Raw genomic sequence first — 20701 nt, forward strand, 5'->3', positions numbered from 1 at the left:
TTTCAGTGCATAAAAAACGGTAAAAAGGAGCTCCATTCGCGGAGACGGATTGCTTCTTCGATGTGCGGTGCCGCAATGACTTCTTCCTGTGCGAGGTCGGCAATGGTACGTGCAATCTTTAAAATGGCATGGCTGCCCCTTCCCGAAAGTTCTCTTTTTTCGGCATTATGGGTAAAAATACGCTCCGCCTCGCCGGTCAGCGGACACAATGCCGACAGGGCTGACGGAGTTAGATGTACGTTTTTGTAGGATAGCTGTGCTGCCGATTGCGCAGTACCGGCGAGGTTGGAGTCTACCGTCTTGTTGTGTACAGGTGTTCCCGCCGCCGCTCCGCCGCTTAATCCTTTACGCATATATGCGGCATACCGTTCTCTTTGTATGTTATCCGAAGCCGCGATTTTTTTGCGCATATCGGCGGTATTGTAACACGGCTTTTCCGGCAGCCCGTATGCTTGAGTCGGAAACACCGGAATCCGCAAGTCGATGCGGTCAATCAACGGTGCTGTCAGTTTTTTCCAGTATTGTTCAACCACGGCGGGCATACACGTGCATACCTTACCGTCTGCGCCGAGATTTCCGCATGGGCATGAGTTGAGCGCCATAAGCAGCTGGAAGCGGGCAGGGAAGGTAGTTGCCCTGCCGGCACGGCTCAAAGTGACGGTTCCCGTCTCCAGCGGCGCACGGAGCGTTTGCAGTACCGTTTGTTTAAATTGTACGGCTTCGTCCAAAAAAAGGGTTCCGCCGTGCGCAAGGGAGATTTCGCCGGGCATACACTTTCCCGCGCCTCCGATCATTCCTTCAAGGCTGGCATTCGGATGCGGCATTCTAAACGGCGGGCGTTTAATCCGCACATCATGACCGCGCATACTCGGTAAAAGACCTGCGATGCTATAGATATGGGTAACTTCTTCCGCTGTTTTCGGGTCTAGGTCGGGTAGTAAGCTGGCAAAGCGCTGCATTGAAAGCGTTTTACCGCAGCCGGGCGGCCCGTAGGCGAGCACGCTGTGCCCGCCTGCCGCCGCAATATGCAATGCCCGTATCAGCTCGCCTTGCCCGTACACCTCCTCAAAAAAGCCGCCCGTACCCGTATTTGCCGCGGCATCCGCTTGACTCGGTTCCGACCATGAAGCGGCTGTGGAAATCGAGTTGCCTGTGTGTCCGATAGCTTCCCGTGCCGGTGCGCCGCTGTTTTTGTCGCCGCCGTTTGATTCGCTATTGTTTTCCACACGCAGCTCCGCTTCAATCGCATAGAGGCATTCCAAAGCTTCCCGCAACGTTTCAACACCGAATATGCGTACGCCTTGCTGGATACGGGCTTCCGCTTCATTTTCTTTCGGTACGATAAAGTACCCGATTCCGGCGGCAGATCCCGAAATCAAAGCTCCTAATACACCCCGAACCGGCCGTACCCTCCCCGATAGTTCCAGCTCTCCGATGACCATAACCGGCATATCGAGCGCACACTCTGCCTGCAATACGGCAAGGGCAATCGGTAGGTCAAACCCGCTGCCTTCTTTTTTCTGGTCGGCAGGGCTTAAATTAATCAGTATCCGTTCTTGCGGGAAAGGCAAATCAGAATTACCGATAGCAGCGCGCATCCGTTCCCGCGCCTCCTTCACTGCGGAACCCGGCAGTCCGACAATATCGATAATCGGCAGTCCGCGCCGCAAATCCGCTTCAACCTTGATAATCTCCCCTTCATAGCCGAAGGAGGCAAAACTCATAATAGTCATGCTCAGCTCCTCATCCTGCGACCGTCTCATAAAAAACACGATGGTTGCAGTTTCTTAAAGGATATATAGGGCATAAGCAGCAATTCGGCTAAAGATTTGAGGAAAAAATTGCTGTTTTTATGAAAATGTTAAGAAAAAATGTACTGTTTTAGTATTGTGGGGATTAAAAACGATGGAAATAAATCTTTAAGACAGGATACTCCATATCAATCGGACACCTGTGTATGTACTTTTTCTTTTATCAAGATGGTTCCTGTAGTGCCTTCGTTAAAGGCAAATTCTTTTGCAGCGGTATTTGCGACAAAGCTTTTGCCTTCGACGGTAACTTCCTCTTTTTGAGTAATCGTTACCGTTTCATCAGCAGGCGCCGATAAGAGGTTTTCTTTTTTTTTCCATATAAGGGCGGGGCTTCGGATAGAAAAATCATCTTCAATCAGCTGAAAGGATACCGTTTCGCCAAGCGAGTACTCTTCAGCTTTTTCATCGATGTATAAAATACCGGTTTGCCCCTTCATAGACTCTTTTTGTGTTTTGTTATCATACTGGACAAAACTGATATGCTTGCCCGCCCAAATTTTTTCCTCATCATACATTTCGAGCTCTTGCGCATACACGCTTAAATCGACGATCGCATTCTCGTATCGTTTTAATGTAACGTTTGTAAATATCATATCAGGTTGAGGCGCCGTTTGTTCAGGCAGTTCCTGATAATTAAACGAGCACGCTGTGTAGATAAAGATAATAAGGACAGGCCACAGCTTCATTTATTCCGCATCGCTTCCGGTTGTTTCGATAACGGTTTCGGTAATGATCTCTTCCGCTTCCGGTTTACGGGAATAGCTTACGGAAATATTTTTACCGCGGTACGGAAAATCATTGAGCTTCTCGATTATCTTATCCGCATCTTCATTCATAACCTGCACGAATGAGTAATTGTCGAGAATACGGATATCGCCGATTCGTTCGCGGCTTATATCCGCATTTTGGATGAGCAGCGTAATAATATCACGGGGAAACACACGGCGGCTTCTACCGATGCTCATAAAGATACTTACCGATTCAGACGGATCGAGCATCGGGCGTTCTACCGGCGGGCGGTCGGAAACATATCCCCGTGAACGATCGCCGAAGCGGGGATTCGGACGCCGGCTATACGGTTTCGAGCGGGGGAAGGATGAACCTTCAAATTCTTTGATTAGATAGGCGGCAATGTAAGAACGCAGTGTAAAGGGTACGTTCTTTCTAAAAATCTTACGATAAGCGTTAAGAACATCGGGATCTTCTTCCGTCTTAACGGTTTCTACTACTTCTTTAAGAAATGCGGTGATTTGTTCTTCATTTAATGCGGGTGTCTGTTTTACCACAATATTCTCCTCTTCAACTTAGCTCCGCCTCATCGGAGCATAACATAACTGAAAATCATTCATCGTGCGCCGGATTAGCCGACACTGGAATGCGACAATACTGCCATAGATAGATAATTTACTCAAGGGTAGGTTTAATTTTTGTTTTTAATATAAAACGATATGTTCATTCATTTCTCCATGCATTTTACCGTGATATGTCCGATGGGAATATCTGAAAAGTGGTTACTTTTCGCCATCTGCCTTATCGGATATTGATATAAAAACCGGTGATATACCGTATCCGTGCATCCGCTTCCGCCCAATACTTACTCTGCGGAAAGCTCTCTGTGAGCGTTCTGTATGCGTCGAGGGCGAGTCTGATATTGCGCATGGAACCGTTTAATTCATACGCGCGTCCTTTTAAAAACCAGCCTTCATCCAATTTCTCTTCCGCGGTGGTAAAGAAATTATCCAGATATGTTAAGGCGGTGCCTGCATCCGCTTCTGCGATTGCCGTACGCGCCTTTTCGAGCAATTGATCGGAACTGAGCGGTGCTTCTGCGTCCGCTGCTGCGGAGTTCTGTGCGGTTATACTGCCGGTATTCCCCATAACCGGGGATGCGGCTTCCGGTGTTCCGGCAGCTATGACCTGCTCCGAATTTTTGCTTTGAGAACCGCTGCCTGCTGTTTGCGGAGCTTCAGAGGCAGCTTGTGCCGTGTGTGTTGTCGTGCCGGTTCCGGTGTTTGCGGTCGAATTGCTTGACGGTTGGGAAGCGGTTTCTTTCGTATTTTTTTGGGCTTGTGTTTCTGCCGCATCCGCTTCGTTTTGGTAGTCCGGTGCTTTTACCGTTGATTTCGCTGCGGTTGAACGGGCGGCGCTGACGGATACGGCTACCGCATCAGTGACAAAATCGTTGGTAAATACATCAAAATAGGAGAAATGCAGTACATAATCGCCTTTTTTCTCCGCCGTAAACATAAAAATCGAAGTGTTGTCTTGCAGTTTACGCTGCTCATATTTTAATCCCGGTTGGGATGTCTGCTCACCGACATAGACCCATCCGTGCCCCGGATAGGTGAGTTCCAGCCGCTGCTTTTCTTCGACTGCTACCATGCGGGATACTTTGGGTTTTTGTTCGGTTTCCGGTTCTTTTGAAAGCGCAACGGTGAATATCTGCGGAGAAAAAAAGTCGCGCATCTCTTCCTGAAAGGTAGGCGGAGGTTCGTAGCCGTGTGTACCGCCCTGTTTTTCAAAAGCTGTGATGAGATCCGCAAGCGTTGTTTCGTACGCCGGTACGTTCTGCTTTGCAGAAGGGGCGGGCGTATCGGAAGTATCTGCTGCGGCTGCAAGCGGTACCGGTTCGCCGGTGGACGGAGCTGTCGGAATCTGCTCGGCGGCTGTATCTGCCGTCGCTGCGGGCGGTGCCGGACTCTCGACGGCTTTAGCGATAGCTGCCGCTGCGGGCTGTGCCGGTTCATCAGCGGCGGCAGTGTCGGGATTGGAAGCGGAAGCGGCCGATTTCAGCTCACCGGCTGCTGCAGTAGGCTCTGCCTCACCGGCGGTCTTTGTAGGGACAGACGTATCAGCGGCAGCAAGGGCAGGGGAGGCAGCCGCTGTCGGATTCTGTGCGGTTGTCTTGCCGCTGTTTCCTTCATCGTTTTGTACAACTGTCTCGCTGCTGTCCTGTTTGGAATGCTGTGCAACTGCTGCTACCGTTGGTTCGCTCTGTACTTTCGCGGCGGTTTTATCTGCGGTAGTGTTCTTTTGACCGGCTATTTTATCTGCGGGGGCGGCCGGAGTACGTTGTTTTTTCGATACGGCTGCGCCGCCGGTTGCCATATTTTTGTCGGTTCCTACTGCTTCCGATGCAGGTGTTCTTTTTTGCCGTTGGGATATGGTTGCACCGGACACGGTATCGATTGTCGCACCCGATACCGCATCGGGCTGCGATGCTTGTTTTGACTGCTGGGGGTCTACCGCTGCCGGCTGCGGAGATATCGTATTGCCGGTGTGAGAATCCGCTTCTACAGCAGGCTGTTCCTGCCACGAAGGGGTATCCTGCGGCTTTTCTGCAGCAGTCTTTGTCGTACAGGCGGTAACTGGCACGAGGAGTAATACGAGAAGGATAAGGCAGGGCGGATAGATCGATTTTTTCACGGAACACTCTCCCATAATTTGTTCATTTGCCGTTCATTTATATCGTGCAGTTTTTGCATCTGCTCCGCATCGGGAATCGTATACCAATACTGCAAATCCGAATCAGTCCAGATTTTCTTTTGTTTGCGCGAATATTGTACCGGCGGAAGCTCAAGCGGCTCGTCGGGAAGCATAAAAATCACCGGATCGATTGAAATCATTACTTCATCAGGATCGACACTCGGCTTTTTTGTTCCGCTTAGTAAAATAATCACGGAAATAATCAACATGATAATCAGTAAACCGAGTGCAGAAGCTAGAACGATGAGCTTATGCGTCCGAATCGTTTCCATGATGTTCATCCGGCTGTTCCTCCTGAGTTGTATGTCGTCGCTTCGGCGGCCGTGAGGGAATGTAGATGCCTTCTTCCGGCTCTACATCCTCTTCTATAAAAGTATCGGCATCTTCTTCCGCTTTCTCCTGCTTTAATAACTCAATATCATTGTCCAATTTGATTGCAATGAGTTTGGAGACGCCGGATTCCTCCATCGTAACACCGAGCATGGTGTTTGCGCCGAGTACCGTTTTTTTGTTATGGGTGATGACGATATATTGGCTGACATTCGCAAAGCCGGATAGAGCCGTAACGAAGCGGCTGACGTTCTGCTCGTCCAGCGCTGCATCTATCTCGTCCAAGAGGCAGAACGGGGAAGGCTTAACCATGTAGGTCGCAAAAAGGAGCGCCACCGCCGTCATGGATTTTTCACCGCCCGACAAGAGGCTGATATTCTCCAGCTTTTTCCCCGGAGGCTGCGCGAAAATCTCGATACCCGACTCAAGTACCTGCTTTGGATCGGTCAGTTTGATTTCCGCCCTGCCGCCGCCGAAGAGCCGCCTAAACATATTGTGGAAGTTCTTCTTGATTTTATTGTAGGTAACAAGGAACAGTTCGGTAGACTCCGCCTTTATTTCATCGGTAATTCGCTGCAAATCAGATCGGGCTTTATCGAGGTCGCCGATCTGTCCGGTCAAAAAATCGAATCGGGTTTTTACTTCTTGAAATTCTTCGGGAGCCATCAGGTTGACGCTGCCGAGTTCTTTCAGCTGGCGGCGCAGCTCCGCGAGTTCGGTTCGTAAATCCATGGAAGAAGCGGTGATTTTATACATCCGCTCCTCAAACTCCATCAATTCGCGCGAATGGGTTTCCCTAAAGTTATCTTTGACGTTCTTAATCTCGATTTCGAGGGTCGCCGTATCGACGTAGTATTTTTCGATGAGCGAATTATGCTTGGCAAGTTCCGCATTGAGCGTTTTAAGCGTTCCTTCGTTGCTCGAAAGCTCGTTGTTGCGGGAGGCGATTTCTTTTTCCAGCTGCTCAAGCGCTTCGGTCAGCTGCCGCCCCTTGCGGTCTATCGAGGCGATTTCCCCTTCGATTTCGAGCAGCTGCTCTTTGATCTCGTCAAAGCGTTTTTGCTCCGTATACAGTTCGTTTTCAAGGTCTCGGAGTGCGTTCTGCTGTACCGTCAATTCCTTCCGCAAAAACGCCGCTTGCTGTTCGGCTGCATCGGATTCCGCCTTCATCTTGGTTTTATGGATGCGCAGGTCTTCCAGCGTTTTCCGGTACTCATTGATTTTGACCGCGAGCTGTTCGTTTTCGGTGTGCAGATCCGCGATGTTTTTTCGTTTTTCTTCTATCGTATTCCGATTGGCTTCGATTGCAGCGTCGATACTGCGCTTTTGAGTGATGATACCTTCCGGCGCTAAAAAATCGTCGATAAAACTTGCGGACGATTTTTTGTACTCCTGTAAATACGTTTCCAACGATTCCGTTAAACCGAGCAGTTCCGTAAACGACTGTACGGCATTTTGAGCAAACTGCGCGGTCCCTTTTTCGGTATGATCGCTTAACGCGGCAAAGTCTGAAAAGATATTCTTACGGCCGTTCAGCAGCACCTTTATTTGGCTGATGCAGTCGAACACCTGTTTTTCCAGCTTGCTGCGTCCCTGCGCCGAATAGCCTGCTGCGGAAAGGTTTTTATCCAGCTCCGTAACGATGTCTTCGGTGATGGCGCGGAGTTCGACTTCCATACCGGCTCGTTTTTTATCGAGTTCTTCAATCTGTTCCTGCAGCGTCATACGGGTGGTGTCGTTGTCGGTAATCTTCTGCGAGGCGAGCCGGAGGCTTTCTTCAAAGTCGTCGATGTTTTTCTGAATATCCTGCACCTTCTTTTGGAAGTCGTGCACTTTCGCATCCTGCTCGTCGGCGTCCTCTTCAAGGTTTTCGATACGCTCTTCAAGCCCTGTCTTGCGCAACTCCAGCTGACCGAGTTTGGTTTTAAGCTCGGTTTGCCGCTCCGCCTGTAAGCGCGCCTGATTTTCCTTTCCGCGTTTTTCGATGGCGAGCCCGTAAATCTCTTTTTGATGCTCGTCGAGCTTCTTTTCCAAGCTGTTTACTTCGTCCATGTTCTCGGAAAGCATCGTATGGATGGAATCGATTTTTGCTTGCACGTCGTCGCGCTTTGCTTTTGCTTCTTTTATGCTTTCTTCGCGCTGCGCGTAGTCGTCGGTGAATTTTTTAAGGCGCAGCAGCTGTATATCGAGGTCGTGTTCAAAGATGGCATCTCGCAGCGACCGGTGCTTGACGGTCTTTTCCGCTTGCACCTTTAGAACGTCATACGAGCGGCGTACCTCTCCCAATACGCCTTCCACTTGACGCATATTTTCTTCGGTCTTTTGCAGTTTGCGCTCCGCTTCGGCGCGGCGTACTTTAAACCGCGTAATACCGGCAGCTTCTTCAAACAAATAGCGGCGGTCTTCCGGCTTGCTGGAAAGAATTTGGTCGATCTTTCCCTGCTCCATGACTGAATACGCCGCCTTTCCGACACCCGTATCCCAAAAAAGCTCCCGCAGCTCTTTGAGCCGCACCGGCGTATTATTGATAAAATATTCGCTTTCTCCCGACCGGTAGAGCCTGCGCTTTATGGCAATTTCACTTACTTCAAGATTTAATAATCCGTTTTCGTTGCTGATAGTCAGCGTAACTTCCGCCACATTGAGTGCCTTTCGCGACTCGGTACCGTTAAAGATAACGTCTTCCATCTTCTCCGCACGGAGCGTTTTTGACGCCTGCTCACCCAGTACCCACTTCATCGCATCGACGACATTGCTTTTACCGCAGCCGTTCGGGCCGAGCAAGGCGGTAATACCTTCCGCAAATTCTATCCGCGTCCTATCCGCAAACGATTTAAATCCGAATATTTCAAGACTTTTAAGAAACACCCTGTCTATTAACTCCTCAAGAACTTGCCGTTTTCCATTCATTCAAGATAATCGGCAATCTCTTATATTCTATACTTTTTTAGGGAGATTGTGAACATCCGGCCGAAGGAAATTTTAGGGGTTCCCTATAACGCTTTGTGCTCGCTGCCTTTTACAACGGCATACCAATAAAAATAAGGGAGCCTGTGAGGGCGACGATAAACAGGCTCAATAAATTAACAGTGTTATTTGTTACAAAGTTTAAGCCTGCTGCCGGTAATTGGTTGATGTAAATCGCCTTATCCTGTAGTAAGCCATTTAAGCCCTCGTACTTTCGTTGGAGGGTTGAGCCTAAAATACTGTCTATAACCGAACCGAAAAAACCCAGGCACAGGGTTATAACAAATCCTTTGACGCCGAAGGCGGGAAGAGCAAGCAGGGACATAAGGGCGCTGCCTGTAAGACCTGCTAAAAATCCGCAAAACGAAACGCCGCCCGATAAGCCCCGCGGAAGAGTTTTTCCATTTATAATATTAAAAACCCGTCCCTTACACAGCATACCGACTTCCGAAGAAAAGGTATCTGCACAGGCGGCGGCAAACACAGACATGGCTAACAGGGTAAAAACGGGATTATCCGTTTTCATCATAGCTGAAAACCACACGGAAACCGTTGCAGGAAGAGAGTTGCACAAAACCTGCTTCCAATTCCGTCTCCCGCCCTGCTCTTGAGTGCGTTCGGCTTCCGCTTTTGTACTGTTTTTAAGTTTTGAACTGAAACTTCCGAGGATAAAAAACAAAAGTAGGCTTAGTGCCACCCATATTCCGCCGAAGGTATAGAGCGTTGCCGCTGTTAAAACCGCGGCGACAATGCCGTCTTCAGTGATAGACCTTTTCTTGTATGCGATATAGAGGATACTTCCCGCCGCAAGCAAATACAGGGCAAAGCCGAGGCTCCAGTGATAGTATAAAAATGATGCCAAGAGTCCCGACCCTATCGGAACCGACAGATTGTCGCAACCGCGCTTTCCGGTCAATTCGATGAAACCCGTAAATAAGCCTGTTACCAGAGCTATCACAGCTAAAATCGGGAACGGGCGCGGAAAATCGGAACGGAGATTGAAATAAAACATCACCGCCAAACTAACGATAAGGCAGGAAATAACAACGGTAAAAAAGCCGACAAGTGATTTTTCTGGCGCAAAGGGAAAAGGCTTTTTCCTTCCCCATTTTTTTCCGATGATTGCCGCAAGACCGTCGCCGTAGGCCATAGTCAATAAGCCTATCAGAGGCAGCATCAGCCAATTCAGCACAAAGCCGATACCGGAAAGAAAAAACATGGCAACCGCATAGTAAACCGTTCCCAAACTGTCATCGTTCCGCTCCATCGATGAAATAAGCTTATACTTTAAGCTCAAACTGTTTACGATTATAAAAATAAAGGGTATCAGTACTACAGCCCATAAGTCAGTAAAAAAAGGAACGATAAACACCCAGTTCCCTACCAGGATGTGTACGAATTTTCGGGTAAATTCACTGCTTCCGTTTTTCAACTTTGCAATAACTCCCGATACAAAAATAACGGCTAAAATATAAGCCATCGAAATGCCCAAGGCGACCATATTTTGCATATTATCTCTCCTTTGAAACAGCGGTCGCCTTACGGGACTGCAATTCTGTGATAAGTTGTGTTGCTTTTAAAATGAGTTTGAATTTTGTGAGCTTTGATGTTGAGCAGCGTCTTGAAAAGCAGTTATACCCGTTTTTTCTCACCTCATCTTCAATAGCCTGATATATCAGGGCTGCTGCCGCTACGGAAAGCCGGCATGAGCTTTGAAAATACATAAGGTATCTTACATAATCGTTATAGAAACCTGTTCCAAGCCTTGAAAGTTCTTCCCACAATGCTGTGAACTGTGCAGGTATCGCAATGTTGCCCTGTACTGCCGCTTTGCTCATGTGTAAAATGTCATCCTTTGTCAGATTATGCGTGATCATCATGTCCTGAGGAAGGTAGATCCGATTGCGCGTCAGTATATCTTCTCCTATATCGCGCAAAATATTGGTTATCTGCATACCGATACCGAGATTTTCACAGGCTGAAAGAAAATCCTCATCGCAGGGATTGATTTTCTCATCCGCCAATATGGGGGCGAGCATCAAGCCTACCGAGCCCGCAACAAGACGGCAGTATTCGATAAGTTCGTCGCTCGTTTTTATATCTTGAAAGTGAAGATCAAGGTATTGTCCCCGTATTTGGGCTAAAAAGCCGTCTTTCGGGATTGAAAACCTTTGTACCGTATCCGTAAGTGCGGGGAGCCATTCTTCCATAGAAGTTTTTAAAGCCTCATCGGCAGTTCGGGAAGCATCCTGCACGCGACCGCCGTACAACGATAAAACAGTTTTTTCAAGATTTTCAAGAAGGGCTTCGGTTTGAGCCGCTGTACGAGATGCAAACATATCGTCTACGAGATCATCAGCATAGCGGCAAAAAGCATAGACTGCGGCAATGGCATTAAACCGTTCTTCGCTTAAGCGCGAAAAGGCACGGTAAAAACTTTTTGCCCTGTTTTTTATCAGAATCCGTGTAGCCCGGTAGGATTGTTCCAGAACTGTTATCGTTTTATCCTCATTTTGAGCCGCTATCATCGGGATTGTCTTTTCTCAGTTCGCAAGCACATATCTTTCCCCCTTCGATAGCGATTGGAACACCCGCCCCCGGATGGGTACTGCTTCCCGTAAAATACAAGCCCTCACAGTGCTTTGCCTTCGATTGAGGGCGAAGGTGATTGCTTTGCCGTAAGGTCGGCTGTAGACCGAAGGTTGCCCCGTAGTGTGCATTAAAACGGTTTCTAAAATCATTCGGTGTAAATACGTGTTCCGAAACGATTTCTTCTTTCAGGTTTTCAAGTCCGGGAATCGATTTCAGGGATTCGAGGGCTTTTTCGCGATAATAATCAACAGTCTTTGCATCCCACTCATACTTTACGGTTTTCAGTTCGGATACCGGTATTAAAAGATAAAAGCTCGATTTTCCCTGTGGCGCGGTATCGGGATCCGCATTTGAAGGCACATGAAGATATACCGACGGATCTTTAAGCAAATCGCCCGTAAAAATCGATGCCAGGTTGTCGTCCAAATCTTCGGAAATGACAAAATTATGAACGCTCAAATCCTTGTGCGGATTTTTGACTCCCCAGTAAAATACCAAACAGGAACACGAATAATCCATGTTTTTGATTTTTTCGTCCGTATATTTTCCGCGCGTTTTTTCGTCGTCGATCAATTCCTTCATCGTATAGGGGAAGTCTGCATCCGAAATAACATAGGGAGCTTCAATCTCTTTGCCTTTGATGAGGACACCCTTTACCTTTGCGTTTTCTATGAGGATTTTTTCGACCGGACTGTCGTAATGAATTTTCCCGCCCAATTCCTGAAACAGCTTTGCCATCTGTTCAGCCATGGTGTACATACCACCTTTTATAAACCATATACCGTAAAAGAGTTCTATCATCGGAATGATGTTATATAAGGAAGGTCCTTTTTTAGGTGATACGCCTATGTACAGAGTTTGAAAGCTGAACATACTGTGTAGGTCGGCATCCGGAATAAACGAGGCCATCATTTTATCCGCACTGGTAAAGGTTTTTAATTTCAGCGCCTGATACAGGGTATAGGGATTATACATATCGAGCGGCTTTCTAAAAGGGCGAGTGATAAAATGTTTTACGGCGACAATGTAGCGCCGGTATATTTCATTCAAATAAGAAATAAAACCTGCCGAATTGTCGGTTCCCTTTGCTTCAGCCATATTCATTAAATCAACAAGATTGTTATTGACTTTATAATGTCGCGGCCTTTCTCCCTTAAAATACACTTCGTACATCGGGTCAAGCCGCGTCATAGGTATGTAATCATCGGGATCTTTACCGGCAAGTTCAAAAACCTCGCGGTAGACGCTCGGCATCATCACAATAGTCGGTCCTACATCGAAGCGGTAGCCGTCCTCATGTATGGGATGCATTTTACCGCCGCTGACCTTTTCTTTTTCATAAATTTCGACTTGATAGCCTGCATGTTGCAAGCGTATAGCCGCTGAAAGACCGCCCATTCCGGCGCCTATAACGATAATCTTTTTCATGTAATCTCTCCTTCTCTCTACATATATAGCGAGAATTGTTTTTTGTCAATTAGTAATCATTCTGATGATCTTGATTCGCAGAGATAAATTTTAATAAAAAAGATACCAAGAAGATAATAATAAGTAAAAGCAAGCAAGAAAATCAACATACAGAGGCAGAGCACACAATATAAAAACAATTTTCCCAAGAACTAATTGTAAGTACGGGGAGTACCCGATTTACAGTCCGCCGAGGAAGATACCGGCAATAACTAAAATTAGGCATACGGGCACAAAGACATACTGCATATAGGGGGCGTACCAAGTGCCGATTTTATGCTTGGCATGAAGGTTGATATCCTCAAGTATCCGCTTTGCTCCGTATACCCAAAAGATGACAAAGGCCGCCGTAACTGCTGCGAGCGGAAAAATGATGATAGCGACAGTGTCGGTGAAGGTGCCGAATACCTTCATGTCAAAGTTGAGGGGGACGGCGATACATGCCGCTAACACGGTGATAATAATCGCGGCTTTTTTTCTGCCGATTCTGAATTTGGACATCAGCGACTCGACCGGGACTTCAAGCATAACAATTGAAGAGGTGAGGGCTGCAAACAGTGCACAGAGAAAAAAGAGGATGCCGAAGATATAGCCCGCCGGCATGTGTGCGATAATTTTAGGTACGGCAATAAAGAGGAGCGCCGCACCCGCTTGCGGATTGATGCCCAAAGAGAATGCGACCGGAACGGTGAACAGGGCGCACATCACCGAAGCAAGAAAGTCCAAACCTGCCGTTTGGCGGGCGGTACGAGGAACATCGGAACCTTCCGGCATATAGCTTCCGTATATAAGCATTGCAGCTCCGCCGAGACTGAGGGTAAAGAATGCCATGCCCAGCGCATATATCCAGATTCTGAAATGACCGAATACTTCCCACTTAGGCCTCAGCATTATGGCAACTCCGCGTAATGCGCCCGGCAGGGTGAGCGCACGGATAACCATCACGGTAACAACGATGTAAAAAGTTGCCATCATCACGGTGGTAAAGCGTTCGATGCCTTTTTGAATGCCGAGACTGACGATCAGCGCCGTTGCAACAAGGGCGGCGAGCGTCCACGGAATATTGGCGGGCGTTCCTGCAAAGGATTCGAAAAAAGCGGGATGCAGCACTGGAAATGTATTGGTAATCGCCAATACAAGATAACGCAGTATCCATCCGATGATAACGGTGTAGAACGATAAAATGCCGATAAGGGCTACGACCGGAAACCAACCGACGGCACGGAGTAGGGGATTCGCGGTTTTTTGCGCAATAACCGATTCAAAGGCAAGTACCGGCCCCTTACGCATCTTTCGTCCGAATGCATATTCTCCCATCAGTCCGAAGGTGGAAAAGCCGAATAAAAAAATGAGGTACGGAATAAGAAATGTGATGCCGCCGAACTCCGCTAAGCGGGCGGGAAACATCCAAATATTTGCTAAGCCCATTGCCGAGCCTACGCAGGCAAGGAGCATTCCGATGTTTGTTTTAAAAAGTTCTCGTTTTTGTTTCATTTTTTACCTCAATAATTTTGCGACTGTTTACCTTGTTTCTTTAAAAGCGGCGCCTACCGCATTCATATCCTCGATAAACTGAGGGTATGATATTCTTACACAATCAAAATCTTCTATACAAGAGGGTTCGGAAAAATTTTCGGTATTTTCCTTCGTTGTATCCGATTGTTGTCCGCTGTGATACCGTGCGGCAATTCCGCAGGCAGCAACGGCGAGCATCATCGCGATGCGGTGGTCGCCGCGGCTCCGTACCCGTGCGGGATGGAGTTTCTGTCCGCCGCTGCCGTTTACGGTGCTGCTGTTCCCGTCGCTGCCGCCGATGCGGAGAAAATCTTCTCCTTGGGTGATATCCGCTCCGAATTTTGCGAGTTCTTCCGCCGAGGCAGCAAGCCGGTCGCATTCTTTAAAACGGCACACACCGGCGTTGAGCAGCAGTGTTTCTCCCTTACAAAACACGGCGGCAGCGGCGAGGATGGGAACCGCATCGGGGATATCCGCACAGTCGAAGCGTCCGCCTTTTAGTGTGCTGGATATGGGAAATACCGAAACCGTGCGGTGCTCCGTATCGCAGCGGATGTCAGCGCCCATCGCTTTAAGGATGGAAAGTGCCTGCGAATCTCCCTGCGTGTCTGCGGGGTCGAGGTTGGTCAGCGTAAGCGCCGCATTACAGATGACAGCTGCGGTCAGGGGAAAGAGGGCGGATGACCAATCGCCCGGGATTGTTTGCGTAAAGGCACGATAGCGCTGTCCGCCTGCAACCTCAAAATAGCAATTGCCGCGGTTTAGTACCTCGATACCGGCAATGCGGAGCCAAGCGCAGGTCATTCTGAGATACGGACGTTCCCCGGCATTGTTAAAGGTAATGCGGCTTATCCCGTTTAAAAGCGGCGCTGCAAGGAGAAGCCCCGTTACGGGCTGAGAAAAGGGGCCGTCGAGTTGATATGCTCCGGCCGGCAGCGGGCCGCAAAAACGGAGCGGCGGGACTTCCATGCTGCCTGTACCGTTTTTAATACTTGCCGCCGAGTACGGGATGCCCGCTTGCCGGTATACCGAAAGGAGCGGCTCTACAGGGCGGCTCCTAAGGGATTCATCTCCGGTGAGACACACCGGGATATCGGCGGCGGCAAGAATCATGCCTAAAAAGTAGAGGAGGGAACCCGAATTGCCGAGGTCGAGGACGAGTTCTGTTGGTTTGTCACTTTGCTCGCTGTGTCCGGTGTTTGTGCCAGCTGCATCGCGCTCTGCGGAGGAGAGGAGACCACCGGCTGGTGGCGTAACTTTGAGTACAAGCGGATTATTCGATACTTCCGTAATGGTAACGCCGAGCTTCCGCAGTACCTGTACGGCGCTTTCCATGTCCCCGCTGATAAGGGGCGCGGTAATAAACGAAGTATCGTCTGCTAAAGAGGCGCAGATGAGGGCGCGGAGCGTATGGCTTTTGGAAGACGGCGCCGTCATCGTTCCGCAAAAAGACGGCGTACTTACTCTGAGATTCATTATGATACAGTTCGTTCCGTTATTCAGCTGTTTTTTTTGTTCGGGGCTTTTTTACCGCCGCTTTTTCGGTTTTTGTATCGGCCTTTTCTTCTGCGGTAGACTCAGTCGCTGCCGTTCTTTTTTTGCTTACAGCGGACTTGGTTCTTGCAGGAGCCTTAGTGTCCGCAGCAGACTTAGTAGGTGCAGCTTTTTTTGTCTTGGTACCGGTAGCGGGTTTTGTTACGTCCGCTCCTTCTTCGCCTGCAGCAGATTTGGCGCTTGCCTTTTTTGTTGTCTTGGTGCTGCTAACAGGTTCCTCTGCATCCGCGGCGGATTTGGAAGCTCTGCTTGTTTTTTTTGCCGAGGATGTCTTCTTGGGTTTTTGTTCAGCGTTTTGCTCTGAGGCAGGCTGAGCGGCGGTTGCCCCGGTATCCTGCACGAGGGCTCGTTCAAGCGCATCGACACGTTCCGACGTTTCGTACCGTTTAAGCTGTACAACCTGTGCTTGTGCCTGCTCGAACCGTTTTGTGTTGCGGTATACACAGGCAAGGTCGTAGTGCAGGTCGGCACTGTCGGCAAAGGCTTCAAGTCCTGTCCGCAATGTTACCTCCGCACGGGCATAGTCGCCTTTTTGAACGGATATGGATGCAATCAGTTGATATATCCGGACGGACGGCTGAATATCGAGCGCCTTAACCAAACCGTCATCGGCTTCGTTGAGGAGGAAGAGCGCATAGTCGTTTTCAGCCTTATCGGTGAGAAGCTCAGGATTTTTCGGATCGAGTTTTAATGCCTTATAATACCACTGCTGCGCTTCTTCGCGGGAATCATCATCGGCAAATGCATTTGCTAAGGCGTGGAACGCAGCTGCCCGATTTCGCTCCACGGCAAGGTCGGCGGTTCCGTTTTCAATATCGAAGAGCGGCAGGCACTTTGCAAGCTGTCCCTTCCTGCGTTGTACTTCGAGGTAGTTTACCAACAGGGATACTTCATCGGGCAGCAGCCTGCGCGCTTCCGCGACCGCCGCTTCCGCTTGTTCAATATCGTTTTCGCTCAATGCTGCTAATGCGCGTAAATTATGCACCCAACCGTTTTGAGGATCGGCGGCAAGCGCTTGTTCTAATGCCGACTGATATTTTCCGTTACTTAAATAGAGCGCTTCCGCTAATCGGAACTGATATAATCCGTACTCCGGTTCAAGGGTACATGCTTTTTTGAATGCTTTGACTGCCTCTTTCGGTTCTTCGGTTTTGAGCAAGAGGCCGTACAGGTACCAGTCAGCGGAATCTTCCGAACCCTTTTTGCACGCCGTTTTTAATTTGAGCAAAGCATCATCGTATCTGCCCACTGCGTAAGCATATTTTCCGGCAATCGAAAGCGTTCGGGGATCATTCGGCGCTATACGTTCCAATATCGTAATAACTTCCGCAAGGTCATCGTAGGCTTCCTGCTGTAAAAATGCGCGCGCAGCCTGCATATATGCATCTACCGCTTCCGGCTTTTTCCCGCAATCGTAGAGTTCATTCGCCTGATGGAAGGCAAAAAGCCCCTGATCGGGATTGATTGTAAACGCCCGCCGGTATGCTTCGGCTGCTTCTTCGTGCTTGCCCAAGGCATGGAATAAATGTCCTTCAAGGTTTGAAAGGAAGGAGGATTGCGACATCATCGGCTTCGGAACTTTTTGCAGTAAATGCTGTAAATCTTCATACCGTTCAGCCCGATAGTAAATGCCGCCAAGCTCCGCAAAGGCTTCCTCGTTGGAAGGATTCGCTTCCAAGACCGATTGAAATTCCCGCTCGGCTTCGTCAAGCATCCGCTGTGCAAAATAAATGCGGCCTGCCAGTATCCGATCCGCTTCTTCCGGTTCCTTTAACCGTGCTGCAGCCCGGAGCTGGAGCAGGGCAGGAACATACCGCCCCATCGCGTAGAGCGTTTTTGCAAGACTGATGCGGGCATCCGGCGGCACCGCGGAAAATTCGTTTGCTTCCGTGTATGCCGTTTCTACCGTCATCGGGATGGAGTTTAACGAAAAGCGGGAAAGCTGCGCGGTAACCTGCGGGTAGGTTTCCCAGTTTTGAATTGCAAAGGCAATTTTTCCCGCTGCCTGAATGGTGTCATCCTCGCAGCAGGCAACCCAATGGCTGTTTATCAAAATAGTGATAGTCGTATTATTCGCGATCAGTTTGATTGAGTACGCACGTTTTGTATCCGTCTCTTCTTTATGATTTGAATGGTCTGAATAGGACTGATCTGGATCGGAGTGATCTGAACTATGATGATCGATATCGGGATGAGCGGAGCCGGGGATTTTTACCCAGCCTAGGAGGGGCATCGGAGTGCTGTTGACGACTGCATCGAGCCGTACCCATCCCGCATCGGAGATCATCAGTGCGTAAAAGGTACTCTGGCTGATATAACGGAACAGGATTCCGGCAGCGAATCCTCCCGCCTTATCGGTTGGTGTGTCCTGCCCGTCCGGCTTTTTTGCCGGCTCCGGCAAACGCATATCGGCTTCGATAATCACATCCTTATAGCGGAATACCGGATTGACCGTCCACGCATAGAGATGCTTCCGCTGCGCTTCGAGCGTGATGCCGCCCGTATTGTTTCCGGTAGGCTCAGGCGGCGTAAAAGCTGCCGTATATCCGTCACCCGTTTCGGCAGCAAAGCGGCAGTTCTCAGGCTTGGAAAAATCTGCCTGCCATTGTTCTTCAACGATTTCTTCGTAATCAATCGGAATTTCTTCTTTAGGCTTCCGCAGATTTTTAATCTTACTTTTAAAATAATCGATGTAAAGTTTGAACATCCCCATAGGATAAAAATAGCGGAAAAAAGAAAAAAAGTCTATCTGAAAAATATATACTCTACGATTGAAATCACTGTATATCTATGCTATAAATAAATATGCAACCGTCTATATCTTTTTATAATGTGAAAGACCCGTCCGTATGCATTCCTTTAGAGACGCTGTTAAAAATAAACGATGAAGAAGGGGGAGATTATATTCCCCGGCAGATACCGATTTTACCCGATTCGCTGATATATAAAAACCCGCCGCCTTCCTTTCGCGATGTTGCATTTGAAGTGTTCCGATCCTTTTTTCGGGATGTTATTCCCGAATCCGATTTATACACCCTTATTGCACGCGCATTTCCTTTCAGGGTTCCGGTATTTCCGATTGATCCCCGTACTTATATCATTGAACTTACCCATGGAGACGGCGGATCGTATACCGATTTCGGCGCGCGGTTTACTGCACAGCTGGTCGATTATTTCTATCAGCGCAGCGGGAAGCCGGTGCATATTCTTTTTGCAGGGACGGAGTGTGAAACGCTTTCGCTTGCAAAAGCATTTTCCGAGTTTGAAGATATTCATGCAACTTTTTTATATCCTAAAGATCCGAAAGATGCTTTTCAGCCCATGATAAAACAGCAATTTCTTTTGCTTCCCGAACACATACATATCTTTGGTGTCAACGGCTCTCTGGCTGACTGTAAAGCAATGGTTCAAGAAACGGCAGCAGATGCTGATATTGCCGGCTCGATGGAGCTTTTTATTCCTCATGCAGTGCATATCGGCTATCTGTTATCGCAGGTGTGTTGCTGTATGTATGCTGCATTAGCGGTACTTTCACGAGCCGGTTATGATAACAATATTGAACGGCCGCAGTTGATTATCGGTACTCCGTTGAAGCAGCCGAATGCTCTCAATGCTGCCGTACTTGCAAAAGAGATGGGCGCGCCCATAAACGGTTGTATTACGACAGTTAATGCTGCTTGCCGTATTCCTGAAAAAGACTACGAAGAAGAATGTAAACGCTTTAGAATGCTGTATGCACACAGCGCTCCGGAAAGATGCGCCCCGGAGGTTGCCTTATTTCGGTTTAATCAAGATTCCGTGTTAGAGGCAATGCGAGACTGTAAAGATCGAACAGGTTGTATTATCAGTCCCGATATTGCGACTGTATGGCAGGGGTGGAACGCGGTAAGAAACGGTTCGGTAATAGCGGATGAACATAATTCTATTGAAAGTCTTTGTATGAATACCGGTTCGCTGCCCCGTTGGGTATCCGATGAACACACTGTTCATTCTTGTATCACGATTATCCCGGAAATAACACATCCCGTGTTCCACTCCGAAGCAGTTAGAACGGCAACGGGAATATACCCATCAGTACCTACTTACTTAAAATATAATCCCCAAATAACAGATGAGCCGGCACTGGAATGTTCATCCGCAAAAGATTTAAAAGAGTGGCTTTTGTCTCTCGTCTAATCACCTTTTGCAAAAACACCGCTCCTACGTGGAACTACGGACGTCCCTGTCCGCAATGCGCCGTATATAGTCCTACCGTAAGCCTTTTGAAATAGACGGTGCAGATACAAGGAGTACGACAAAAAAGTACCGCAGGCGTATCTATGATACGTTGAGGATCTTCAGCAGTGGCACGGATGCCGCTGGTTTAAACAGAAGCGATATTTCGGCTTTGCCGAAATTCGCCATTAAAAGTGTACACGGATGTACACTTTTAATGATGCGACGCAGTAGATGCACCGTATATTTCAAAAGGTCTATTGGCCTTGATATTCTTCAATAGTATCACTCAAATGCTCAAGGGTAACTCCCGCCTGTTTGAACATCTCGATTGAGTCGGCACTATCGTGGTAGCGTTTTTCGGCAATCACCCGTTTTATACCGCAGTTGATAATCAGCATTGCGCACGTTCGGCACGGGGTCATTTTGCAGTAAAGTGTTGCACCGTCGATGCTGATACCCCGTTTTGCTGCTTGGCAAATTGCATTTTGCTCTGCATGAACGGTGCGGACGCAGTGTTGACTTACAGAGCCGTCTTCGTGCTGTACCTTTTTAAATTGATGTCCGACATCATCGCAATGAGGTAATCCGCGCGGGGCACCGACATAGCCGGTAACTAAGAGCTGGTTATCCCGTGCAATAACGCAGCCGGATCTGCCGCGGTCGCAGGTTGCACGCTTTGCAATTGCACGGCAGACTTCCATAAAGTATTCGTCCCATGTCGGGCGGACATACGGTTCTTGACTCATGTTTTATCCTTTTGG

14 protein-coding genes are annotated in these 20701 nt (G+C 48.6%); 1 reads left to right on the forward strand and 13 read right to left on the reverse strand.

The features are described 5' to 3' along the window. Positions 1 to 2: 2 nt before the first annotated feature. The 12 genes from E4N65_RS05015 to E4N65_RS05070 form a co-directional block, all read right to left on the reverse strand. A complete protein-coding gene (locus tag E4N65_RS05015) occupies positions 3 to 1733 on the reverse strand; it encodes a YifB family Mg chelatase-like AAA ATPase (RefSeq protein ID WP_253674351.1) in 1731 nt (576 codons plus the stop codon). A gap of 206 nt (positions 1734 to 1939) precedes the next feature. After that, positions 1940 to 2497 (reverse strand): LPS export ABC transporter periplasmic protein LptC, encoded by a 558-nt coding sequence (gene lptC / locus E4N65_RS05020; RefSeq protein ID WP_253674353.1) that lies wholly within the window; start codon positions 2495 to 2497, stop codon positions 1940 to 1942. Beyond that, positions 2498 to 3097 (reverse strand): DbpA RNA binding domain-containing protein, encoded by a 600-nt coding sequence (locus E4N65_RS05025; RefSeq protein ID WP_044016617.1) that lies wholly within the window; start codon positions 3095 to 3097, stop codon positions 2498 to 2500. It abuts the gene before it with no gap. A gap of 244 nt (positions 3098 to 3341) precedes the next feature. After that, the gene (locus E4N65_RS05030) at positions 3342 to 5237 is read right to left on the reverse strand and encodes an outer membrane protein assembly factor BamD (RefSeq protein ID WP_044017394.1); all 1896 of its coding nucleotides are present in this window, start codon (positions 5235 to 5237) and stop codon (positions 3342 to 3344) included. After that, positions 5234 to 5578: a hypothetical protein gene (locus E4N65_RS05035; RefSeq protein WP_044016615.1), complete on the reverse strand. Its 345-nt coding sequence runs from the start codon at positions 5576 to 5578 to the stop codon at positions 5234 to 5236. The genes E4N65_RS05030 and E4N65_RS05035 overlap by 4 nt, the downstream gene beginning before the upstream one ends. Beyond that, positions 5547 to 8495, reverse strand: a complete 2949-nt coding sequence (locus E4N65_RS05040; RefSeq protein ID WP_044016613.1) for a chromosome segregation SMC family protein — start codon at positions 8493 to 8495, stop codon at positions 5547 to 5549. Before E4N65_RS05040 ends, E4N65_RS05035 begins: the two co-directional genes overlap by 32 nt. Before the next feature lie 151 nt (positions 8496 to 8646). Next, entirely contained in the window at positions 8647 to 10104 is a 1458-nt protein-coding gene (locus E4N65_RS05045; protein ID WP_253674354.1) for a DUF92 domain-containing protein, read from the reverse strand. Between the two features lies 1 nt (position 10105). Beyond that, a complete protein-coding gene (locus tag E4N65_RS05050) occupies positions 10106 to 11122 on the reverse strand; it encodes a phytoene/squalene synthase family protein (RefSeq protein WP_253674356.1) in 1017 nt (338 codons plus the stop codon). Then, a complete protein-coding gene (locus E4N65_RS05055) occupies positions 11103 to 12614 on the reverse strand; it encodes a phytoene desaturase family protein (protein WP_253674357.1) in 1512 nt (503 codons plus the stop codon). The genes E4N65_RS05050 and E4N65_RS05055 overlap by 20 nt, the downstream gene beginning before the upstream one ends. A 219-nt stretch (positions 12615 to 12833) precedes the next feature. Continuing rightward, positions 12834 to 14147, reverse strand: a complete 1314-nt coding sequence (locus tag E4N65_RS05060) for a sodium-dependent transporter (protein ID WP_253674358.1) — start codon at positions 14145 to 14147, stop codon at positions 12834 to 12836. Between the two features lie 27 nt (positions 14148 to 14174). Beyond that, complete coding sequence (gene aroA, locus E4N65_RS05065; RefSeq protein ID WP_253674359.1) at positions 14175 to 15644, reverse strand: 3-phosphoshikimate 1-carboxyvinyltransferase; 1470 nt, start codon at positions 15642 to 15644, stop codon at positions 14175 to 14177. A 19-nt stretch (positions 15645 to 15663) separates the two neighbouring features. Then, positions 15664 to 18429, reverse strand: a complete 2766-nt coding sequence (locus tag E4N65_RS05070) for a tetratricopeptide repeat protein (protein WP_253674360.1) — start codon at positions 18427 to 18429, stop codon at positions 15664 to 15666. Positions 18430 to 18527: 98 nt separating this feature from the next. Here E4N65_RS05070 and E4N65_RS05075 point away from each other — a divergent pair, with 98 nt between their 5' ends. Continuing rightward, on the forward strand, positions 18528 to 19898 hold the full coding sequence (locus E4N65_RS05075) for a PALP domain-containing protein (RefSeq protein ID WP_253674362.1): 1371 nt from the start codon (positions 18528 to 18530) through the stop codon (positions 19896 to 19898). A 296-nt stretch (positions 19899 to 20194) separates the two neighbouring features. On the opposite strand, the gene E4N65_RS05080 is transcribed toward E4N65_RS05075, so the two are convergent. Beyond that, the gene (locus E4N65_RS05080; RefSeq protein ID WP_253674364.1) at positions 20195 to 20686 is read right to left on the reverse strand and encodes a deoxycytidylate deaminase; all 492 of its coding nucleotides are present in this window, start codon (positions 20684 to 20686) and stop codon (positions 20195 to 20197) included. Positions 20687 to 20701: the final 15 nt, after the last annotated feature.

The sequence above is a fragment of the Treponema sp. OMZ 855 genome (genome assembly GCF_024181145.1).
Taxonomy (GTDB): Bacteria; Spirochaetota; Spirochaetia; order Treponematales; family Treponemataceae; genus Treponema.

Excerpts from the sequence above, each read along its gene's own strand:
- E4N65_RS05070 (WP_253674360.1), bottom strand. The coding sequence starts at position 18,429 with ATGTTCAAACTTTACATCGATTATTTTAAAAGTAAGATTAAAAATCTG.
- E4N65_RS05055 (WP_253674357.1), bottom strand. The coding sequence starts at position 12,614 with ATGAAAAAGATTATCGTTATAGGCGCCGGAATGGGCGGTCTTTCAGCG.
- E4N65_RS05075 (WP_253674362.1), top strand. The coding sequence starts at position 18,528 with ATGCAACCGTCTATATCTTTTTATAATGTGAAAGACCCGTCCGTATGC.
- E4N65_RS05035 (WP_044016615.1), bottom strand. The coding sequence starts at position 5,578 with ATGAACATCATGGAAACGATTCGGACGCATAAGCTCATCGTTCTAGCT.
- E4N65_RS05080 (WP_253674364.1), bottom strand. The coding sequence starts at position 20,686 with ATGAGTCAAGAACCGTATGTCCGCCCGACATGGGACGAATACTTTATG.
- lptC (WP_253674353.1), bottom strand. The coding sequence starts at position 2,497 with ATGAAGCTGTGGCCTGTCCTTATTATCTTTATCTACACAGCGTGCTCG.
- E4N65_RS05045 (WP_253674354.1), bottom strand. The coding sequence starts at position 10,104 with ATGCAAAATATGGTCGCCTTGGGCATTTCGATGGCTTATATTTTAGCC.
- aroA (WP_253674359.1), bottom strand. The coding sequence starts at position 15,644 with ATGAATCTCAGAGTAAGTACGCCGTCTTTTTGCGGAACGATGACGGCG.
- E4N65_RS05015 (WP_253674351.1), bottom strand. The coding sequence starts at position 1,733 with ATGACTATTATGAGTTTTGCCTCCTTCGGCTATGAAGGGGAGATTATC.
- E4N65_RS05060 (WP_253674358.1), bottom strand. The coding sequence starts at position 14,147 with ATGAAACAAAAACGAGAACTTTTTAAAACAAACATCGGAATGCTCCTT.
- E4N65_RS05050 (WP_253674356.1), bottom strand. The coding sequence starts at position 11,122 with ATGATAGCGGCTCAAAATGAGGATAAAACGATAACAGTTCTGGAACAA.